Origin of the sequence: Dietzia sp. 111N12-1 (genome assembly GCF_001658045.1) — a bacterium.
In the GTDB taxonomy this organism is placed as follows: Bacteria; Actinomycetota; Actinomycetes; order Mycobacteriales; family Mycobacteriaceae; genus Dietzia; species Dietzia kunjamensis.
The window spans coordinates 23,736-43,005 of record NZ_LSSV01000027.1; the positions used below are offsets into that span (position 1 = coordinate 23,736).

The 19,270-nt window shown below is 71.8% G+C and carries 16 protein-coding genes, 1 tRNA gene, 1 other RNA gene and 1 pseudogene; 14 read left to right on the plus strand and 5 right to left on the minus strand.

Annotation, left to right across the window (positions count from 1 at the left end):
• Nucleotides 1–120 precede the first annotated feature (120 nt).
• A complete protein-coding gene (locus tag AYO52_RS06010; RefSeq protein ID WP_067714612.1) occupies nt 121–1,050 on the plus strand; it encodes an amidohydrolase family protein in 930 nt (309 codons plus the stop codon).
• Between the two features lie 189 nt (nt 1,051–1,239).
• On the opposite strand, the pseudogene recR reads toward AYO52_RS06010, so the two are convergent.
• The 5 genes and pseudogenes from recR to ffs form a co-directional block, all read right to left on the minus strand.
• Nucleotides 1,240–1,845: pseudogene (gene recR / locus AYO52_RS06015) on the minus strand (recombination mediator RecR); the annotation flags it as partial.
• A gap of 112 nt (nt 1,846–1,957) precedes the next feature.
• Nucleotides 1,958–2,293: a YbaB/EbfC family nucleoid-associated protein gene (locus AYO52_RS06020; protein WP_067714618.1), complete on the minus strand. Its 336-nt coding sequence runs from the start codon at nt 2,291–2,293 to the stop codon at nt 1,958–1,960.
• 148 nt (nt 2,294–2,441) lie between these two features.
• Entirely contained in the window at nt 2,442–5,222 is a 2,781-nt protein-coding gene (locus AYO52_RS06025; protein WP_067714621.1) for a DNA polymerase III subunit gamma and tau, read from the minus strand.
• 525 nt (nt 5,223–5,747) lie between these two features.
• Nucleotides 5,748–7,022, minus strand: coding sequence for an aminotransferase class I/II-fold pyridoxal phosphate-dependent enzyme (locus tag AYO52_RS06030; RefSeq protein ID WP_067714624.1), 1,275 nt, complete (start codon nt 7,020–7,022; stop codon nt 5,748–5,750).
• A 59-nt stretch (nt 7,023–7,081) separates the two neighbouring features.
• An RNA gene (gene ffs, locus AYO52_RS06035) (signal recognition particle sRNA small type) lies at nt 7,082–7,176 on the minus strand.
• A 118-nt stretch (nt 7,177–7,294) separates the two neighbouring features.
• On the opposite strand from ffs, the gene AYO52_RS06040 reads away from it, so the two are divergent.
• The 13 genes from AYO52_RS06040 to nuoK all read left to right on the plus strand — a co-directional run bounded on the left by AYO52_RS06040 (nt 7,295) and on the right by nuoK (nt 19,244).
• Nucleotides 7,295–7,382 (plus strand) — tRNA-Ser (locus AYO52_RS06040).
• Nucleotides 7,383–7,594: 212 nt separating this feature from the next.
• Nucleotides 7,595–7,921: a hypothetical protein gene (locus AYO52_RS06045; protein ID WP_227022381.1), complete on the plus strand. Its 327-nt coding sequence runs from the start codon at nt 7,595–7,597 to the stop codon at nt 7,919–7,921.
• A gap of 252 nt (nt 7,922–8,173) precedes the next feature.
• The gene (locus AYO52_RS06050) at nt 8,174–8,533 is read left to right on the plus strand and encodes an NADH-quinone oxidoreductase subunit A (RefSeq protein ID WP_067714630.1); all 360 of its coding nucleotides are present in this window, start codon (nt 8,174–8,176) and stop codon (nt 8,531–8,533) included.
• A gap of 27 nt (nt 8,534–8,560) precedes the next feature.
• Nucleotides 8,561–9,115 (plus strand): NADH-quinone oxidoreductase subunit B family protein, encoded by a 555-nt coding sequence (locus AYO52_RS06055; RefSeq protein WP_067714633.1) that lies wholly within the window; start codon nt 8,561–8,563, stop codon nt 9,113–9,115.
• Complete coding sequence (locus tag AYO52_RS06060) at nt 9,112–9,864, plus strand: NADH-quinone oxidoreductase subunit C (RefSeq protein WP_067714634.1); 753 nt, start codon at nt 9,112–9,114, stop codon at nt 9,862–9,864. The genes AYO52_RS06055 and AYO52_RS06060 overlap by 4 nt, the downstream gene beginning before the upstream one ends.
• Nucleotides 9,861–11,204, plus strand: a complete 1,344-nt coding sequence (gene nuoD, locus AYO52_RS06065; protein WP_067714636.1) for an NADH dehydrogenase (quinone) subunit D — start codon at nt 9,861–9,863, stop codon at nt 11,202–11,204. Before AYO52_RS06060 ends, nuoD begins: the two co-directional genes overlap by 4 nt.
• Nucleotides 11,201–12,031, plus strand: coding sequence for an NADH-quinone oxidoreductase subunit NuoE (gene nuoE, locus AYO52_RS06070; protein WP_082923811.1), 831 nt, complete (start codon nt 11,201–11,203; stop codon nt 12,029–12,031). Before nuoD ends, nuoE begins: the two co-directional genes overlap by 4 nt.
• 1 nt (nt 12,032) lies before the next feature.
• Nucleotides 12,033–13,475: an NADH-quinone oxidoreductase subunit NuoF gene (nuoF, locus tag AYO52_RS06075; protein WP_067714642.1), complete on the plus strand. Its 1,443-nt coding sequence runs from the start codon at nt 12,033–12,035 to the stop codon at nt 13,473–13,475.
• Nucleotides 13,472–16,207, plus strand: coding sequence for an NADH-quinone oxidoreductase subunit G (locus AYO52_RS06080; RefSeq protein WP_067714645.1), 2,736 nt, complete (start codon nt 13,472–13,474; stop codon nt 16,205–16,207). Before nuoF ends, AYO52_RS06080 begins: the two co-directional genes overlap by 4 nt.
• Nucleotides 16,204–17,568 (plus strand): NADH-quinone oxidoreductase subunit NuoH, encoded by a 1,365-nt coding sequence (nuoH, locus tag AYO52_RS06085; RefSeq protein ID WP_082923812.1) that lies wholly within the window; start codon nt 16,204–16,206, stop codon nt 17,566–17,568. The genes AYO52_RS06080 and nuoH overlap by 4 nt, the downstream gene beginning before the upstream one ends.
• Nucleotides 17,561–18,190 carry an NADH-quinone oxidoreductase subunit NuoI gene (nuoI, locus tag AYO52_RS06090; protein WP_067714648.1) on the plus strand — a complete coding sequence of 210 codons (630 nt, stop codon included), beginning with the start codon at nt 17,561–17,563 and terminating at the stop codon, nt 18,188–18,190. Before nuoH ends, nuoI begins: the two co-directional genes overlap by 8 nt.
• Nucleotides 18,187–18,948: an NADH-quinone oxidoreductase subunit J gene (locus AYO52_RS06095; protein WP_067714651.1), complete on the plus strand. Its 762-nt coding sequence runs from the start codon at nt 18,187–18,189 to the stop codon at nt 18,946–18,948. Before nuoI ends, AYO52_RS06095 begins: the two co-directional genes overlap by 4 nt.
• A complete protein-coding gene (gene nuoK / locus AYO52_RS06100; RefSeq protein WP_067714654.1) occupies nt 18,945–19,244 on the plus strand; it encodes an NADH-quinone oxidoreductase subunit NuoK in 300 nt (99 codons plus the stop codon). Before AYO52_RS06095 ends, nuoK begins: the two co-directional genes overlap by 4 nt.
• The last annotated feature ends 26 nt before the right edge of the window (nt 19,245–19,270 follow it).

Sequence of the window (19,270 nt, forward strand, 5' to 3'; positions counted from 1 at the left end):
ATCGCATACCGAGGGGCGGATTCGTGTCGTGACCGGGAGGTCGTCGGCGTCCGGGGGTGGCGATGCCCGCGGACGCCCGATCGCCCGGCGGGTCGGCGCCTCTGACATACCCTCGGTGACATGTGTGAACACCACGGCGCCGCCACCCTCACCGGGACCGTGTCCCCGCCCGATCCCGCCGTCGAGGCAGCGCAGGTCCGCGCGTTGTGGGAGCCGCTGGGGCTGCCGGGGGTCATCGACGTGCACACCCATTTCATGCCGACGCGGGTCATGGACAAGGTGTGGAACTACTTCGACGCCGCCGGCCCCAAGATCGGGCGTCCCTGGCCCATCACGTACCGGGAGGCCGAGGACGAGCGGGTCGAGCGGCTGCGCTCGTACGGGGTGCTGGCGTTCTCGTCCATGCTGTACCCGCACAAGCCCGAGATGGGGGCCTGGCTCAACGCGTGGGCCGCGGAGTTCGCCTCCCGGCACCCGGATTGTCTGCACACGGCGACCTTCTATCCCGAGCCGGCGGCGGCCGACTACGTCCGGGATGCCGTCGACGCCGGGGCACGGGTGTTCAAGTCGCACATCCAGGTGGGCGAGTACGACCCCCGTGACCCGCTGTTGGAACCGGTGTGGGGTGTGCTGTCCGAGGCGCAGGTGCCCACGGTCATCCACTGCGGGTCCGGGCCCGTGGCGGGCGAGTTCACCGGACCTGAGCCGGTGGCTGCGGTGCTCGAGCGGTTCCCCGAGCTGCCGCTGATCGTCGCCCACATGGGCATGGGCGAGTATCCGGAGTTCCTCGATCTGGCCGAGCGGTACCAGAACGTCTACCTCGACACCACGATGGCGTTCACGGACTTCGTCGAGGAGACCATGCCGTTTCCAGAGGACGAGCGCGGTCGCCTGGCCGATCTGGGCCACAAGGTTCTGTTGGGGACGGACTTCCCGAACATCCCGTACCCGTACGCGCACCAGCTCGAGGCCCTGGCCGGGCTCGGGATGGGCGACGACTGGCTACGGGCGGTGTGGCACGGAAACGCCGCGAGGCTGTTCGGGCTCTGACTCCGCGCCCGGGTAGCCGATCTCCGGGCTCGGTGCGGGGTCGGCCGGGGCCGGGGCCCACGCGTCCGGGGCAGGCGGGGTGTCCTGGGCGGGCGCCGAGTTCGGCGCGGGTACGGCGGGCTGCGCGGGGTCGATCTGCTCGGGGCGCAGCACGCCGCCCGACCGGGGGGCCTGGGCGGGCCCGCCCGAGAGGATGCGGCGCCCCGACAGTGCGCTGCCGAGGGTGAGCTCGTCGGCGAACTCCAGGTCGGCGCCCATCGGCAGGCCGGACGCCAGGCGGCTCACCACGAGATCGGGGAATGGCCGCAGCAGACGGGCCAGGTAAGTGCTGGTGGCCTCGCCCGTGGTGTTGGGATCGGTCGCGATGATGATCTCGGCGATCTCCTCGCCCTCGGCCTCCCCGCCGACCCGCCGCATCAGGCCGGCGATGCGCAGCTCGTTGGGTCCGATGCCGTTGATGGGGTCGAGCGCCCCGCCGAGCACGTGGTAGAGCCCGCGGAACTCCCGGGTGCGCTCGATGGCCTCGATGTCCTTGGGCTCCTCGACCACGCAGATGAGCGTGGGGTCGCGGCGCGGGTCCGAGCAGATACGGCAGCGCTCGGCCGCCGCGACGGTCCCGCAGTCCTCGCAGTAGGTGACGCCCTCGACCACGGCCTGCAGCGCGGAGCGGAGGCGTTCGACGGAGTCGGGCTCGGCCTGCAGCAGGTGGAAGGCCAGGCGTTGCGCAGACTTCGGACCGATGCCCGGCAGCTTGCCGAACTCGTCGATCAGGTTCTGGACCGGTCCCTCGTACATCGCGCTTTCCTGTGCTCTTGCTGTCCCGACGACGGCTGCGTCGCCGGGTGGCGGGTCCGATTACGAGTCGGAACCCGGTGGCGGGGCCCGGAACGTGCCGGGCTCCGCAGGCTCACATTCCCAGTCCGCCCATCATGTCGCCGAGGCCGCCACCGGAGGCCAGCGGGCCGAGGCGGGACTCGGCGAGCTCCTGCACCTTGGTGTGGGCATCGCCGAACGCGCCGACGAGGAGGTCCTGCAGCGTCTCGATGTCCTCGGGGTCGACGACCTTCGGGTCGATCGTGACGCCGGTGACCTCACCGGTGCCGCGCATGGAGACGGTGACGAGTCCGCCGCCTGCCTGACCGTCGACGGTGCTCGCGGCGATCTCCTGCTGCGCCTCGGCGAGCTGGGCCTGCATCTGCTGTGCCTGCTGGAGCAGGGCGTTCATGTCGGGTCCGGGCTGCATGGCGGGGTCCTTTCGGCGGTGTGCGGGGCAGTGCTGAGTTCATGGCTGGTGTTCAGGCCTGACCCTGCCGGGGCGGCCCCGGTCGGTCGGTTCCCAGCGTAACCGTCCGGTAGGACACCGTGCCCCGGCGCGCGGCGGGGCGGGTGGGTCAGCGCTCGAGCGGGCGGGCCCCGAGGTGCTCCTTGAGCAGGGCCAACGCGATGTCCTCGCCGGTCCGGTGGTCGAGGTTCTGGGGGCCGCTGCGGGCCTCGTCCACCATCTCCTCCTCGCTGACCGGCTGCGGGGGCGGGCTGTTGGGCTCGCCCGGTTCCGGCTCCGGCTCCTCGGGCGGGGGCGGGATGTCGTCGTACCCGCCGCCCGAGCGACCGCCGCCCTGGCCCTGCCCCGCGTCCGCCCCGCGCAGGCGACGCTCCCAGCCCCGCGGCTCGCCCTGCTGGGGCGCGCCGGGGGCGTCAGTAGGGCCCGCGGCGGATCCCCGTCCGGGTGCTGGAGGCGACGCGTCGGCGGGAGCCGCGGTGTCCCCGGCTGCCGCGGACGCGGAGCCCGACGTGCAGCGGATGGTCCAGTCGCCGCCCACGACCTCGGTGATCGAGTCGGTGATGGCGGTGGCGTTGTGCGGCTGCGAGAGGCGCTTGGCCAGCGGCGCGTAGTCGTGCACCAGGTGGATCACCCGGCCGTCCACCCCGGCGACCGTCGCGCCGGCGAGCATGACCTCCACGGTGCGGGTGCGGGTGCGGACGGCGTCGCGGATGGCGGGCCAGGCCCGGCGGATGTCCTCGGCCTCGATCCCGGGTGCGCCAGCCGCGAGCGCGGACGCCGCCTCGGGCTGCGGCTCCGGGTCCGGCCCGGACGACGCCTGCTCCGGAACCGATGCTGGCGGCACGGGTGCGGACTGCTCGGTCGCGGACTGCTCGGTCGCCGCCGCGGGCTGTTCGCGCCACGGGTCGTCGGTCTGCGCGGGCGCGGGCGCGGGCGCGGGCGGGGGCGGGGCCGATGCGACGGCAGGAGTCGCGTCTGCGCCGGCCGAGGCTTCCTGCGCAGGCTCCGGAGCGCCCGCTTCGGCGGCTGGCGCTGTGGTCGCCGTGCCGGGATGAGCGGCGGGTGCGGCGGGAGCGGACGGCGCGGCGGTCGGCGCGTCGGGACCTGCGGCGGGCTCGGATGCCGGCCCGGGCAGTACGTCACCTACGGGTTGCTGCTCGGAGGTCGGCGGCTGGGCCGACTGCGGGGGCTGTGCCGACTGCCGCGACTGAGCGTGCTGCGAGGACTCCGACTCGGGAATCTGGTTCGCCGCGATCTGCTCCGCGACGGACCCGGCGGGCACGGCCGGGGCGGCGGGGTCGTCTGCCACGGCGGGCTCGTTCGGCGCTTCGGTCCCAGTCGGCGCTGCGGGCGCAGTCGGCGCGGCGGGTCGGCTCGGCGCGGGTTCGGCGGCGGCGTGCGGCGGCTCTGGCGCGGACGCCTGAGGCGGAGTCGGAGTCGAAGCCGGCGTCGGAGTCGGAGGCGGAGTTGAAGGCGCAGCTGCCGCCGGAGCCGGGGCCGCAGCCGGGGTCGCACCCTGGCCCGCCGGCGCGGGAGTCTGCGGCGTCGGCTGCTCGGCAGCGGGCGCGGCCTGCTGCTGCGACCGGCGCACGAACTTGGGCCGCCCCTCGGCCTGGCCGGCAGCCTGCGGCCCCGGCCCGCCGGCGGAGTCGGGGCGGGACTCGTCGTCGTCGCCCCGAGGCGCCCCTCCCGGCGCGGATCCACCGCCACCGACGGCACCCGCCGCGGCGGCCGGCCGCACGGCGCCCGACTCGAGCGACTCGACACGCTGCAGCAGCGCGATCATGGAGTCGTCCGCCGAGGGCAGGAGCAGCTTGGCGCAGAGGATCTCCAACAACAGCCGGGGCGAGGTGGCCCCGCGCATCGACCCCATCCCCTCGTGCACCATGTCGGCGCAGCGTGCGAGGGTGGCGGGCCCGATGTTCTCGGCCTGACGCCGCATGGTCTCGGCCTGCTCGACCGGCGCGTCGACGAGCCCACGCTCGATCGCCTGCGGCACGGATTGCACCATGATGAGGTCGCGCAGCCGCTGCAGCAGATCGGCGGCGAACCGACGCGGGTCGTGCCCGGCCTCGACCACCTTGTCGACGGTCCGGAACAGCGTGGCCCCGTCGCCGACGGCCAGCGAATCCACCGTGTCGTCGATGAGCGCGACCTCGGTGGCCCCGAGCAGGCTCACCGCGCGCGGATAGGTGATGCCCTCGTCGCCGGCGCCGGCCATGAGCTGGTCCAGCACGCTGAGCGTGTCGCGCGGCGATCCCCCGCCGGACCGGATGACCAGGGGGAACACGGTCGGCTCGACCTGCACACCCTCCTGCTCGCAGATCCGCTCGAGCAACCCGCGCATCGACGTGGGCGTGAGCAGCCGGAAGGGGTAGTGGTGCGTGCGGGAGCGGATGGTGGGCAACACCTTCTCCGGCTCGGTGGTGGCGAAGATGAAGATGAGGTGCTCGGGCGGCTCCTCCACGATCTTCAGCAGCGCGTTGAAGCCCGCGTTGGTGACCATGTGGGCCTCGTCGATGATGAGCACCCGGTACCGCGACGACGCCGGGGCGAAGAACGCCCGCTCGCGCAGATCACGCGTGTCATCGACACCGCCGTGGCTGGCCGCGTCGAGCTCGGTGACGTCGAGGGTCCCGTGGCCGCCGGGCGCCAGCGCCACGCACGAGTCGCATTCGCCGCACGGGTCGGCGGTGGGCCCCTGCACGCAGTTGAGCGAGCGGGCGAGGATGCGGGCGGACGAGGTCTTGCCGCAGCCGCGTGGGCCGGAGAAGAGGTAGGCGTGGTTGATACGACCGGAGGACAAGGCCACCGAGAGCGGTTCGGTGACGTGCTCCTGGCCCACGACCTCGGCGAAGGAGGCGGGGCGGTACTTCCGATAGAGAGCCACGCCTAGAGGGTACCCAGGGGGTACGACGACGAGGACTTCCGCTTCCGACGGCGATCACGCGTGATCCGGGATGGGCCGAAATGACCGGAGGGGCCGCGTCATACGCAGCCCCTCCCGACGTCCCTCGCGCGCGGATCGGGCCCCCTCAGACCCCCGCGGCACGGTTCCCGAACCGATATCGGACACCGGCCCCTCACAGCCCCTCAGCTGTCTCCGGTGTCCGCATCCCTCTAGCTCGGACGACTCCGATACAACCAGACGGCCCCGGCCCGGACAAGACCGCACTTGCGTTGACCATCGCTCAACAACGCGGGTGAATTACATTCATGCAGGTGACAGGGTTACCTAAGCTACGGACTCCCGCATTCACACTATGGGAATGTGTCAGAGATCACGGACGGGCAGACGTGCTGGTCACCTGTCGATTCCCGGGGCGAGGAGGCGAGATCGGGAGCGCGGTCCGTTAATGGCCGTCGTTAACGCGGATCGTGCAGTTGTTACACACCGCCCGAGCCGAGCGATCGCTCAGTCGGCGAGCGCCGCGCGGCAGGCCGCGAGAAGAGCGCACAGGCCCACGACATCCATGGCGGTCTCGACCTCGGCCAGGGGCGGGAGCGTGGGCGCCAGACGGATATGGCGGTCGTCGGGATCCTTGCCGTACGGGTACGCGGACCCGGCCGGCGTGAGGGCCACCCCGGCCTCCTTGGCCAGGCGGACGGTCTCGGTGGCGGTGCCGTCGACCACCTCGAGGTCGATGAAGTACCCACCCTCGGGCCGGGTCCAGCCGGCCACGTCGTACTCGCCGAGCCGGTGGGCCAGGGCTGCGGCGGCGGCCTCGAACTTCGGCGCGATGACCTCGCGGTGGCGGAGCATGTGGTCGCGCACCCCGTCGGCGTCACCGAAGAATCGGGCGTGCGCGAGCTGGTTGACCTTGTTCGGCCCGATGGAGCGCACGGAGGTGTGGCCGAGGTACCAGTCGAGATTGGCCCGCGAGGCGGAGAAGAACGACACGCCCGCGCCGGCGAACGTGATCTTGGAGGTCGAGCACACCTGCCAGAAGCGGTTGGGGTGGCCCGCCTCGGCGGCCAGCGTGTCGACGTCCGGGACCTTGGGGAAATCCTCGGTGAGCGTGTGGACGACGTAGGCGTTGTCCCAGACGATCCGGAAGTCCGGGGCGGCGGTCGCCATGCGCGCGAGGCGGGACACGGTGTGGTCGTCGTACACCGCGCCGGTCGGGTTGGCGAAGATCGGGACGCACCACATGCCCTTGATGGACGGGTCGTTCGACACGAGACGCTCGACCTCGTCCATGTCCGGACCTGTCGGCCCCAGCGGCACCGGGATCATCTCGATCCCCAGCGCCTCGGTGATGTTGAAGTGGCGGTCGTAACCGGGCACCGGGCACAGCCAGCGCAGGACCGGCTCGTCCTTCCACGCACGCTGGGAGTCGGGCGTGCCGAAGAGCATGGAGAACGTCAGCAGGTCGTACATGATCGACAGGCTCGCGTTGTCCTGGGCGATCACGCGGTCGGCCTCGACCCCGAGCAGCTCGGCGATGATCGACCGCAGTTCCGGCAGTCCCGCCCCGCCGCCGTAATTGCGGACGTCGGTCTTACCCGCCGCGTGGTCGCCCTCCCCCGGCAGCGACAGCAGCCGCTCGGACAGGTCCAGCTGTTCGGGCGAGGGCTTTCCGCGAGTCAGGTCCAGGGCCAGGCCCTTGTCGGCCAGCGCGTCGTACTCGGCGGCCAGTTGCGACTCGAGTCGGGCGAGTTCGTCGGCGGGGAGATCGGACAGTGCCACTGTGGCCTCCGGCGGGATCGACAACTTCGGTGTTGGTGCCCTAAGACATGTCCCAAGACATAAGGGGACCCCGCGCACCCGCCAGAGCCCGCTGACCCTTGCTGCCTTCCGGCCCTGGGGGAGTTCACAGGATGGACGCCGCGCGGGGTCCACGGACGAGTCTAACCGCCCCGCCTCCCGCGCCGCACCCCACCCGCCTCCCGGGCAGCGATCCGAGCCCGCTCGGCCCCGCGGTTTGCCTCTGCTTGCGCGTCCTGGGTATTCTCCTCCACGGAGGATTCGCCTAGTGGCCTATGGCGCTCGCCTGGAACGCGGGTTGGGGTTTATAGCCCCTCAGGGGTTCAAATCCCCTATCCTCCGCCGCAGACGCGGCCCGGAGCTCTCGAGCCCGGGCCGCGTCGCTCATTTCGGCCACGCCCGGCCCGACCGGAGGCCCGCTCTCGCTCCCGCGACCACCCACGCTCGGTAGGCTCGCGATCGTGACCGAGACCACGGGCGGCCGGACCGTTGACGACGACGTCGCCCTGCGGGTGCTCGTCTACAGCCACGACGCCGCCACCCGCAGCCGCGTGATGTCCGCCCTCGGCACCCGCCCGCACCCGGACCTGCCCCGGCTGACGTACCTCGAGGTCGCCACGGCCCCGGTCGCCCTCGAACACCTCGACGCGGGCGGGGTCGACCTGGCGATCCTCGACGGCGAGGCGACGCCCACCGGCGGACTCGGCCTGGCCAAGCAGCTGCGGGACGAGCTCGACCGCTGCCCGCCGGTGCTCGTCCTCATCGGCCGGGCGGACGACCGCTGGCTCGCCGACTGGTCCCGCGCGGACGCGTCGGTCCCCCACCCGATCGACCCGCTGCGCCTGCGCGACGCGGTGAACGGGCTCCTCGCCCCCGCCTGACACCGGCCCCCGCGGCCGCGCGCACTCTTCCCCCCGCCCGCGGAGCACGACCGAGACGCCATCTGTCCGAACCCCCGACGCACGTCAACACAGTGTGAGTAGAGTCACAGTTGCGGGCCGCACAGTGAACGGCCCGCCGGGGAGACGGACGACCGGACCCCATCAGCGCCGGTCGCTCGAACCCCCCTGCGGTTGCAGTAGAGGCCCGCCTACAGGCGGCTTCTCATCACAAGCGCGAGGAGTGACGCCGACGTGAACGAATACGTGCCCATCCTGGTACTCGGGGCCCTGGCCGTCGCCTTCGCCGTCTTCTCCTCGGGCGTGTCCTCCTTCGCGGGGCCCAGCCGGTTCAACCGCGCCAAGCTCGAGGCCTACGAGTGCGGCATCCAGCCCACGCCGCAGCCGGCGGGCGGCGGCCGCTTCCCGGTGAAGTATTACCTCACCGCGATGCTGTTCATCATCTTCGGCATCGAGATCCTCTTCCTCTATCCGTGGGCCGTCCACTTCGACCAACTCGGCGTGTTCGGGCTGGCCGCGATGGCCCTGTTCGTGTTCAACGTCTCCGTCGCCTACGCCTACGAGTGGCGCCGCGGCGGACTGAGCTGGGACTGACCCGGCGAGTCGGAGAGGAGCGCCGAGATGGGACTCGAGGAGAAGGTGCCGGCCGGCTTCCTGCTGACCACGGTCGAGCAGCTGGCGGGCTACATGCGCAAGGGCTCGCTGTGGCCGGCGACGTTCGGTCTGGCGTGCTGCGCGATCGAGATGATGTCCACGAGCGGTGGACGCTACGACCTGGCCCGATTCGGCACGGAGGTCTTCCGCGCGTCCCCCCGGCAGGCCGATCTCATGATCGTCGCGGGGCGGGTCTCGCAGAAGATGGCCCCGGTCCTGCGCCAGGTGTACGACCAGATGGCCGAGCCCAAGTGGGTCCTGTCGATGGGCGTGTGCGCGTCATCGGGCGGGATGTTCAACAACTACGCGATCGTGCAGGGCGTCGACCACATCGTGCCCGTCGACATCTACCTGCCCGGATGTCCGCCGCGGCCGGAGATGCTCATGCACGCGATCATCACGCTGCACGACAAGATCCAGAACATGCCGCTGGGCGCGAACCGGGCCGAGGCGATCCGTGCCGCGGAGCAGGCCGCGCTCGACCAGCGTCCGCTCATCCCCGTCGAGGGGATGTTCCGATGACCGATCGTCGCCCGGACTCCGGCGCCGCGGACCGCGACCGGGCCCCCGACGCACCGAACCCACCCGACCGCACGGACAGCCCTGACGCGGACACCGTCGGCGTGCGCCACGGCATGTTCGGCGTCCGCGGCTCCGGGGACACCACCGGGTTCGGAGGCCTCGTGCGCCCCAAGGAGATGCCCGGCAGTACCCCACCGCCCTACGAGGACGACGACGACGAGGTCATCCGAGCGCTCACCGCGGCCCTGCACCAGCGGGGCGGGCCGAGTTTTCAGGAGGCCGTCGAGAGGGTCGTGGTCCACTGCGGACAACTCACCCTGCACGTGGAGCGGGAGCACCTACCGGCGGTGGCCCTGACCCTCAGGGACGCCCCGGACCTGCGGTTCGAGATGTCGTTGGGCGCGAGCGGGGTGCACTACCCCGACGCCACGGACCGGGAGCTGCACGTGGTGTATCCGCTGCAGTCGATCACCCACAACCGCCGCGTGATGCTCGAGACGTCGGCCCCGGACGCAGACCCGCACATCCCCACGCTCACCCGCGTGTATCCCACGGCGGACTGGCACGAGCGGGAGACGTACGACTTCTTCGGCGTCGTCTTCGACGGCCACCCGTCGCTGACGCGGATCGAGATGCCGGACGACTGGGAGGGCCATCCGCAGCGCAAGGACTACCCGCTGGGCGGGATCCCGGTCCAGTACAAGGGCGCGACCATCCCGCCGCCGGATCAGCGGAGGGCGTACTCATGACCGCCGATCGCACCCGCGCGAGGCGCTCGGCCCGTGCCGACCGCGCCGCGGACTCCGACACGATCCTCACCGCCTCCGGGCAGGACTGGGACGCGATCAGTGAGGCGGCGCGCAACGCCGACGACGACCGCATCGTGGTGAACATGGGCCCGCAGCACCCGTCCACGCACGGGGTGCTGCGGCTGATCCTGGAGATCGAGGGCGAGACCGTCACCCGGGCGAGCTGCGGCATCGGCTACCTGCACACGGGCATCGAGAAGAACCTGGAATACCGCTACTGGACCCAGGGCGTGACGTTCGTGACCCGGATGGACTACCTGTCGCCGTTCTTCAACGAGGTCGCCTTCTGCCTGGGCGTGGAGAAGCTGCTCGGGATCACCGAGCAGGTCCCGCCGCGGGCGTCGGTCATCCGGGTCATGCTCATGGAGCTCAACCGGATCTCCTCCCACATGGTCGCCCTGGCCACCGGTGCCCTGGAGCTGGGCGCGAGCACGCCGATGCTGTTCGGGTTCCGCGAGCGCGAGCTGGTCCTGGACGTCTTCGAGGTCATCACGGGTCTGCGGATGAACCACGCCTACGTCCGGCCCGGCGGGGTGGTCCAGGACCTGCCCGACGAGGCGGTCCCCCAGGTGCGCGAACTGCTCGAGGTGATGCCCGGGCGGATCCGCGAGATGGAACTGCTGCTGCGGGAGAACCCCATCTGGAAGATGCGGCTGCAGGACGTCGGCTACCTCGACCTCACCGGATGCATGGCCCTCGGCGTGACCGGCCCTGTCCTACGGGCGACGGGCCTGCCGCACGACGTGCGCCGGTCCGACCCGTACTGCGGGTACGAGGACTACGAGTTCGACGTCATCACCGGGTCGGCGAGTGACTGCTACGACCGGTTCGTCATCCGGGTAGACGAGATGAAGGAGTCGCTGAAGATCGTCGAGCAGTGCCTGGACCGGCTCGAACCGGGACCCGTGATGGTCGACGACCCCAAGATCGCCTGGCCCGCCCAGCTCAAGGTGGGCCCCGACGGGCTCGGCAACTCCGCCGAGCACGTCCGCACGATCATGGACAGCTCCATGGAGGCACTGATCCACCACTTCAAGCTGGTCACCGAGGGTTTCGCGGTCCCGCCGGGCCAGGTGTACGTGCCGGTGGAGTCCCCGCGCGGCGAACTGGGGGTGCACATGGTCTCCGACGGCGGGACCCGCCCGTACCGGGTGCACTACCGCGACCCGTCGTTCACCAACCTGCAGGCCGTGGCCGCGATGTGCGAGGGCGGGATGCTTTCCGACGTCATCGCCTCGGTCGCCAGCATCGACCCCGTGATGGGAGGGGTGGACCGATGAGCAGCATGGAGTCGACGAGTCGCGAACCGGTCTTCCTGCAGTTCGGGCAGCAGCCGGACGAGCCGGGGGCGATCGTCCGGCCCGACGCCCGCCGGCACTACCCCGACGACGTCCTGGCGAGACTGCGGGCCGACGCCGAGGTGATCATCGCCCGCTATCCGCAGGCCCGGTCGGCGTTGCTGCCACTCCTGCACCTCGTCCAGGCCGAGGACGGGCACCTCACGCCCGCCGGCATCGAGTTCTGTGCCCTCGCCGTCGGACTCACCTCCGCCGAGGTCATGGCCGTCGCCACGTTCTACTCGATGTACCGACGCACGCCCACGGGCGACTACCTGGTCGGGGTGTGCACAAACACACTGTGCGCGGTGATGGGCGGCGACGAGATCTACGCCGACCTGCATGACCACCTGGGGCTCGACGGGCCCGGTACCACCGACGACGGCCGGGTGACGCTCGAGCGCATCGAGTGCAACGCGGCCTGCGACTACGCCCCGGTGATGATGGTCAACTGGGAGTTCTTCGACGACCAGACCCCCGCCTCCGCCCGGCAGGTCGTGGACGACCTGCGGGCCGGCCGGACGGTGACCCCGACCCGGGGCGCGCCGTTGTGCACGTTCCGCGAGACCTCCCGCCTCCTCGCCGGTTTCCCCGACACCCGCCCCGGCGCGAACGACGGCGCCCCCGGCGACGCGACCCTGGTCGGGCTGCGGATCGCCCGCGAACACGACATGCGCGCCCCCGCGGGGCCGGACGAGTCCACTGAGCTGCCCTCAACCGAGCCGGCCACCACCGAGCCGACCACCACCACACCGGACGAGGAGGCCTGACATGCCGCTCGCGCCGTACCTCAGCCGCTACTGGGACGCCCCCGACAGCTGGACGCTCGAGACCTACCTGGACCACGACGGCTACACGGGCCTGCGCAACGCCCTGGCCACCGGACCGGACGAGGTCATCTCCACCGTCCTCGACGCCGGCCTGCGCGGCCGTGGCGGCGCCGGGTTCCCCACCGGCCGCAAGTGGGGCTTCATCCCGCAGGAGACCGGCGAGTCGGCCGACGGCTCCGACTCCGGCCCGGGCACGCAGGCCTCCGCGGCCGCCAAGCCCCACTACCTGGTGGTCAACGCGGACGAGTCCGAGCCCGGCACCTGCAAGGACATGCCGCTCATGATGGCCACCCCGCACGTGCTCGTCGAGGGCATCATCATCGCCGCGTACGCCATCCGCTCCTCGCACGCGTTCATCTATCTGCGCGGTGAGGTGGTGCCCGTCCTGCGCCGCCTGCAGGTGGCGGTCGCCGAGGCCTACGAGGCCGGGTACCTCGGCCGCGACATCCTCGGAAGCGGATTCGACCTCGAGCTGATCGTCCACGCCGGCGCCGGCGCCTACATCTGCGGCGAGGAGACCGCCCTGCTCGACTCGCTCGAGGGGCGCCGCGGCCAGCCCAGACTGCGGCCGCCGTTCCCCGCCGTCGCCGGCCTCTACGCCTGTCCGACGGTGGTGAACAACGTCGAGTCCATCGCCAGCGTCCCGTCGATCCTCCAGCACGGGCCCGAGTGGTTCCGCTCGATGGGCTCGGAGAAGTCCCCCGGCTTCACCCTGTACTCACTGTCCGGGCACGTCACCCGGCCCGGCCAGTACGAGGCCCCGCTGGGCATCACCCTGCGCGAGCTACTCGACCTGGCCGGCGGGATCCGCCAGGGCCACACCCTCAAGTTCTGGACCCCCGGTGGTTCTTCGACCCCGCTGCTCACCGACGCCCATCTCGACATGCCGCTCGACTACGAGGGCTGCGCCGCCGAGGGCACCATGCTCGGCACCAAGGCGCTGCAGATCTTCGACGACACCACCTGCGTCGTGCGAGCGGTGCTGCGGTGGACGGAGTTCTACGCCCACGAGTCGTGCGGCAAGTGCACCCCCTGCCGCGAGGGCACGTTCTGGCTGGAGCAGATCATGCACCGACTCGAGGACGGCACCGCCACCGCCGACGATCTGGACCGACTGCTCGACATCTCCGACAACGTCGCCGGCAAGTCGTTCTGCGCCCTCGGCGACGCCGCCGCGACCCCCATCATCTCGTCAATCGCGCTCTTCCGCGACGAGTACCTCGCGCACATCCCGGATGGCTGCCCGTTCGACCACAGCCGCTCCACCCTCTTCGACCGGACCGACCGTGCGGGCGCCGGCTCCCGGCGTCCGCCCGTGCGGCCGGCCACTCGACCGGACCCCACACGACCGGATCCCACACGACCCGAGGAGGTGGCCCGATGACCTCCGCCCGGTCAGGTGTCCCCCGCGACGCCCGCGGTCCCGACCAGGAGCCGGACCATGGCCGCGCCAAGTCAGAGCGCGCCAAGTCAGAGCGCACGGACGATCTCGTCACGCTCACCGTCGACGGCCGCGCGGTCTCTGTGCCGCCCGGCACGCTCATCATCCGCGCCGCCGAGCGGTTGGGCGTGCAGATCCCCCGCTTCTGCGATCACCCGCTGCTCGAGCCGGCCGGGGCGTGCCGCCAGTGCATCGTCGAGGTCGAGGGCGCGCCCAAGCCCGTCACCTCGTGCACCACCCCGGTCACCCAGGACATGCAGGTGCGCACGCAATTCACCTCCGAGATGGCCGACAAGGCCCAGCGCGGGGTGATGGAACTGCTGCTCATCAACCACCCGCTCGACTGCCCGGTCTGCGACAAGGGCGGCGAGTGCCCGCTGCAGAACCAGGCCCTGTCCAGCGGCCACGGGCGGTCGAGGTTCACCGAGGTCAAGCGCACGTTCCCCAAGCCGATCGCCATCTCGTCGCAGGTGCTGCTCGACCGCGAACGCTGCGTCATGTGCGCCCGGTGCACCCGCTTCTCCGAGCAGATCGCCGGGGACCCGTTCATCGACCTCTTCGAGCGCGGCGCCCGGCAGCAGGTCGGGGTGTACGGCGACGAGCCGTTCGAGTCCTACTTCTCGGGGAACACTGTCCAGATCTGCCCGGTGGGCGCCCTGACCGGCGCGCAGTACCGCTTCCGCGCCCGCCCCTTCGACCTGGTCTCCAGCCCGGCGGTCTGCGAGCACTGCGCCAGCGGTTGCGGGCAGCGCACCGACCACCGTCGCGGGAAGGTCCTGCGCCGCCTCGCCGGCGACGACCCCGAGGTCAACGAGGAGTGGAACTGCGACAAGGGCCGGTGGGCGTTCACCTACGCCACCCAGCGCGACCGCATCACCACCCCCATGGTCCGCGGCGAGGGCGGCGGGCTGGTCCCGGTCCCGTGGTCCACCGCCCTGGCGACCGCTGCCCAGGGGTTGGCCGCCGCCCGCGGACGGGCCGGGGTCCTCACCGGGGGGCGGCTCACCGCCGAGGACGCCTACGCCTACGCCAAGTTCGCCCGCACGGTGCTCGGTACGAACGACGTCGACTTCCGCGCCCGCCGCCATTCGGCCGAGGAAGCGGACTTCCTGGCCGACCGGGTCGCCAGGCGCGGCCCGGGCGGCGGGTCGGAGCAGGGATCCGGCGGCGGTCCGGGTCAGGACAGCGGGCCGGGCCAGGACGGCGGGCCGGGCCAGGACGGCGGGGCCGTGACCTACGCCGACCTCGAGACCGCACCCGCCGTGCTTCTCGTGGGCTTCGACCCGGAGGAGGAGTCGCCGATCGTGTTCCTCCGCCTGCGGCGGGCCGCGCGCGACCACGGGCTGAAGGTCTTCTCGATCGCGCCCTTCGCCACCCCTGCCATCCGCAAGACCCGCGGCGCTCTGCTGCCGACCGTCCCCGGGGCGGAGCCCGAGGTGCTCAGCGCCCTCGCCGTCGTCCCCTCCGAGCCCAGCGGAACCGGGCCCTCCGCGACCACCGACCCCACCCGCGGCGCCCTGCCCACTCTGCTGCGCGAGCCCGGCGCGGTCATCCTCGTCGGCGAGCGGCTCGGCGCGGTGCCCGGCGGGCTCACGGCCGCGGCCGCCCTCGCCGACACCACCGGCGCACGGCTGGCGTGGATTCCCCGGCGAGCGGGTGAGCGCGGGGCGCTCGAGACCGGGTGCCTGCCGGGACTGCTGCCCGGCGGCGCCTCCGTCACGGACGACGACGCCCGGCGGGCCCTCGCCGAGCTGTGGCGCTGCGACGATCTGCCCGCGACGCCCGGCCGGAGCACCGCCGAGCAGCTGGCCGCGGCCGGCTCCGGCGAGCTCGGGGCCCTGGTCGTCGGCGGGGTCGAGGCTGCCGACCTGCCCGACCCGCGCGCCGCGCTGGATGCGGTCGACGCCGCCGGCTTCGTCGTGAGCCTCGAGCTGCGCCGCAGTGAGATCACCGATCGCGCCGACGTCGTTCTGCCGGTCGCGGCAGTCGCCGAGAAGGCGGGCACGTTCGTGAACTGGGAGGGCCGGACCCGCCCCTTCGCCGCCGCCCTGACCGGTACCGATGCTCTGCCCGACCACCGGATCCTCAATGCCCTGGCCGAGGAGACCGGTGCCTGGTTCGGCCTGGCGGACGTGGAATCGGTGCGCCGCGAGATGCAGGCCGTCAGCCACGCGCTCCGCCCCGCATCCGCCTATTCGGATCCGCAGCCGCGCCCCGGCAGGGCGTCTCGCACCGACCGGAGCGCTGGCGAGACGCCATCCCCAGGAGCGGCTGCGGGGTCGGCGGCGTCGGCGGGAGCGGCTGCGGGGTCGGGGGCATCTGCGCGGGCGGCTGCGGGTCCGGAGCCCGGCGCCGGGCAGGCGGTCCTGGCCACGTGGCGGATGCTGCTCGACGACGGTCGCATGCAGGACGGGGAACCGCACCTCGCCGGCACCGCCCGCCGCCCCGTGGCCCGCCTGTCGCCGACGACCGCCCGCGAACTCGGAGCCGCCGACGGCGACCCGGTGACCGTCTCCACCGACCGCGGGGCGATCACCCTGCCGCTGGCCGTCACCGAGATGCCCGACCGCGTGGTCTGGGTACCGCAGAACTCGCCCGGGTCCGCCGTGAACGCGACTCTCGCCGCCGGCGCAGGCGACGTGGTGTCCATCGCGGCCGGGGAGGTGGCGTCATGACCGGGGTCGCGGTGAACGGGCCCGCCGTGCTCGCCGCCGCGGACCTGTCGACCACCGGCGCCGACCTCACGGCCTTCGGTACGGACCCGTGGTGGCTGGTGTTGGCCAAGGTCCTCGCGGTCTTCGTGTTCCTCGTGGTAACCGTGCTCGCGGCCATCTACCTGGAGCGCAAGATTCTGGCATGGATGCAGATGCGCATCGGCCCCAACCGCGTCGGCCCCGGTGGGATCCTGCAGAGCTTGGCCGACGGCGTGAAGATCGCCCTCAAGGAGGGATTCATCCCGGCCGGGGTCGACAAGCCGATCTTCCTGCTCGCACCGGTCATCGCGGTGATCCCGGCGTTCATGGCGTTCGCGGTGATCCCCTTCGGGCCCGTGGTCTCCGTCTTCGGCCACTCCACGCCGCTGCAGCTCACGGACCTGCACGTGGGAGTGCTCTACATCCTCGCCGTCACCTCGATCGGGGTGTACGGGATCGTGTTGGCGGGCTGGTCCTCCGGCTCGACCTACCCACTGCTCGGCGGCCTGCGCTCCACCGCCCAGGTGATCAGCTACGAGATCGCCATGGCGCTGTCGTTCGTCGGGGTGTTCCTCTTCGCCGGCACCATGTCGACGTCGGGGATCGTCGCCGCCCAGTCGCAGGTGTGGTTCGTGTTCCTGCTGCTGCCCTCGTTCGTCATCTACGTCATCTCGATGGTCGGCGAGACCAACCGCGCCCCCTTCGATCTGCCCGAGGCCGAGGGCGAACTCGTGGGCGGGTTCCACACCGAGTATTCCTCGCTGCGCTTCGCGATGTTCATGCTGGCCGAGTACGTCAACATGACCACAGTCTCCGCGCTGGCGGCCACCCTGTTCCTCGGCGGCTGGCAGGCCCCCCTGCCGTTCTCGCTGATCGACGGCGCGGATTCCGGGTGGTGGGCGCTGCTGTGGTTCGTGGCCAAGGTGTGGGCGTTCATGTTCCTGTTCATGTGGCTGCGAGCCACCCTCCCGCGACTGCGCTACGACCAGTTCATGGCCTTCGGCTGGAAGGTGCTCATCCCCGTCTCGCTGGCCTGGGTCATGTCGGTGGCGACCATCCGGGTGATCGTGGGCCCCGGGTCCGCTCTCCTCACGCCCGCCATGGTGATCGCGGGCCTGGTGGCGGTGGCGGTCATCGTCGTCGTCCATCGGTCCCGATCCCGGCGCGGCGGCCGGGCCACGCCCACCCGCGGCGACTCCCCACCCGCGTCCGTCACGCGGGGCGCGCGCTTCGACCCCACGGCCGGAGGGTTCCCCGTCCCGCCGCTCCCCCACCAGCGCGCCGCGCTGGGCCGCTTCACTTCTGCAGACTCGCCCCCCAGTCAGGAGGCCCGCCATGCCTAGGAAGTCACGGTCCCGGGTTCCCGGGTTCCTCGAACCGCTCGCCGGGTTCGGGGTGACGTTCTCCACGATGTTCCGCAAGGCGCACACCGAGCAGTACCCGGAGGAGAAGGTCCCCACCGCGCCCCGCTACCACGGGCGACACCAACTCAACCGCTACGCCGACGGGCTGGAGAAGTGCATCGGCTGCGAACTGTGCGCATGGGCGTGCCCGGCGGACGCGATCTACGTCGAGGGCGCCGACAACACCGCCGAGGAACGCTTCTCCCCCGGCGAACGCTACGGGCGGATCTACCAGATCAACTACCTGCGCTGCATCGGCTGCGGCCTGTGCGTGGAGGCGTGCCCGACCCGGGCGCTGACCATGACGAACGACTACGAGATGGTCGACGACAACCGCGCTGACCTCATCTACGAGAAGCACGACCTGCTCGGACCGATGCTCGCCGGGATGGTCCCCGCCCCGCACGACATGTACCCGGGCGCCGACCACTTCGACTACTACCGCGGAGAGATCACTGGCTCCGCGCCCGAGCAGGGTGAGCCGTACGAGCCCGGTGAGGCCGAGCCGCGCGGTGCGACCGCAGCCGGCTCGCGCGCGCGCCGCGGAAGGGGGGCCTCGTGACCACCGGGGAGTCCGTCCTGTTCTGGGTGCTGGCCATCATCGCCGTGGCCGGGGCGCTCGGGGTGGTCTCGGCGACCAAGGCGGTCTACTCGGCGCTGTGCTTGGCCGCAACGATGGTCTCGCTCGCCGTGCTGTACATCGCGCAGGGGGCGGTGTTCCTGGGCGTGGGCCAGATCGTCGTCTACACCGGCGCCGTGATGATGCTGTTCCTGTTCGTGGTGATGCTGATCGGGGTGGAGTCCTCGGACTCGCTGGTCGAGCGGATCCGGGGGCACCGGGTGGCGGCCATCGTCGCCGGCCTGGGGTTCGGCATCCTGCTGGCCACCGGGCTGGCGCGGGCGCAACTGCCGCCGTTCGCCGGGTTCGCCCCCGGATACTCGGACGTCCCCGCGCTGGCGGAGCTGCTGTTCTCCCGGCACGTGTGGGCGTTCGAGCTCACCGGGGTGCTGCTCATCATCGCCACCCTCGGCGCGATGGTCCTGGCGCACCGCGAGCGCTTCACCGGGCGCCTCACCCAGCGGGAGATGTCGCAGCAGCGTTTCCTCGACTGGCAGGCCGACGACTCCGCCCGCGTGACCCCGCTGCCCAGCTCCGGCGTGTACGCGCGCCGCAACTCCGCCGACATGCCCGCCCGACTGCCCGACGGGTCCGACGCCCCCGACTCGGTGAGCGAGGTGCTGCGGCGCCATGCGGCCGATCGCGCGGACGGTCCCGACGAACTCGGCAGCGGCGGACCCGGCGAAGGGGGCCGACGGTGAACCCCGAGTACTACCTCTACCTCTCGGCCGTGCTGTTCACCATCGGCGCGGCCGGGTTCCTGCTGCGGCGCAACGCCATCGTCCTGTTCATGTGCATCGAGCTCATGCTCAACGCCACCAACCTCGCCCTGGTGGCGTTCGCTCGGATGCACGGCGACGTCACCGGCCAACTCTTCGCGTTCTTCATCATGGTCGTGGCCGCCGCCGAGGTCGTGATCGGCCTCGCGATCATCATGGCCATCTACCGCTCCCGCCGATCGGCGTCCGTCGACGACGCCAACCTGCTCAGGTACTAGGGGGGGACGACGATGACGACGACCGT

Coding starts and splice junctions, on each gene's coding strand:
- AYO52_RS06010 (WP_067714612.1), top strand. CDS start 121: ATGTGTGAACACCACGGCGCCGCCACCCTCACCGGGACCGTGTCCCCG.
- AYO52_RS06020 (WP_067714618.1), bottom strand. CDS start 2,293: ATGCAGCCCGGACCCGACATGAACGCCCTGCTCCAGCAGGCACAGCAG.
- AYO52_RS06045 (WP_227022381.1), top strand. CDS start 7,595: ATGTCCGCCCTCGGCACCCGCCCGCACCCGGACCTGCCCCGGCTGACG.
- AYO52_RS06055 (WP_067714633.1), top strand. CDS start 8,561: ATGGGACTCGAGGAGAAGGTGCCGGCCGGCTTCCTGCTGACCACGGTC.
- AYO52_RS06060 (WP_067714634.1), top strand. CDS start 9,112: ATGACCGATCGTCGCCCGGACTCCGGCGCCGCGGACCGCGACCGGGCC.
- nuoD (WP_067714636.1), top strand. CDS start 9,861: ATGACCGCCGATCGCACCCGCGCGAGGCGCTCGGCCCGTGCCGACCGC.
- nuoE (WP_082923811.1), top strand. CDS start 11,201: ATGAGCAGCATGGAGTCGACGAGTCGCGAACCGGTCTTCCTGCAGTTC.
- nuoF (WP_067714642.1), top strand. CDS start 12,033: ATGCCGCTCGCGCCGTACCTCAGCCGCTACTGGGACGCCCCCGACAGC.
- AYO52_RS06080 (WP_067714645.1), top strand. CDS start 13,472: ATGACCTCCGCCCGGTCAGGTGTCCCCCGCGACGCCCGCGGTCCCGAC.
- nuoH (WP_082923812.1), top strand. CDS start 16,204: ATGACCGGGGTCGCGGTGAACGGGCCCGCCGTGCTCGCCGCCGCGGAC.
- nuoI (WP_067714648.1), top strand. CDS start 17,561: ATGCCTAGGAAGTCACGGTCCCGGGTTCCCGGGTTCCTCGAACCGCTC.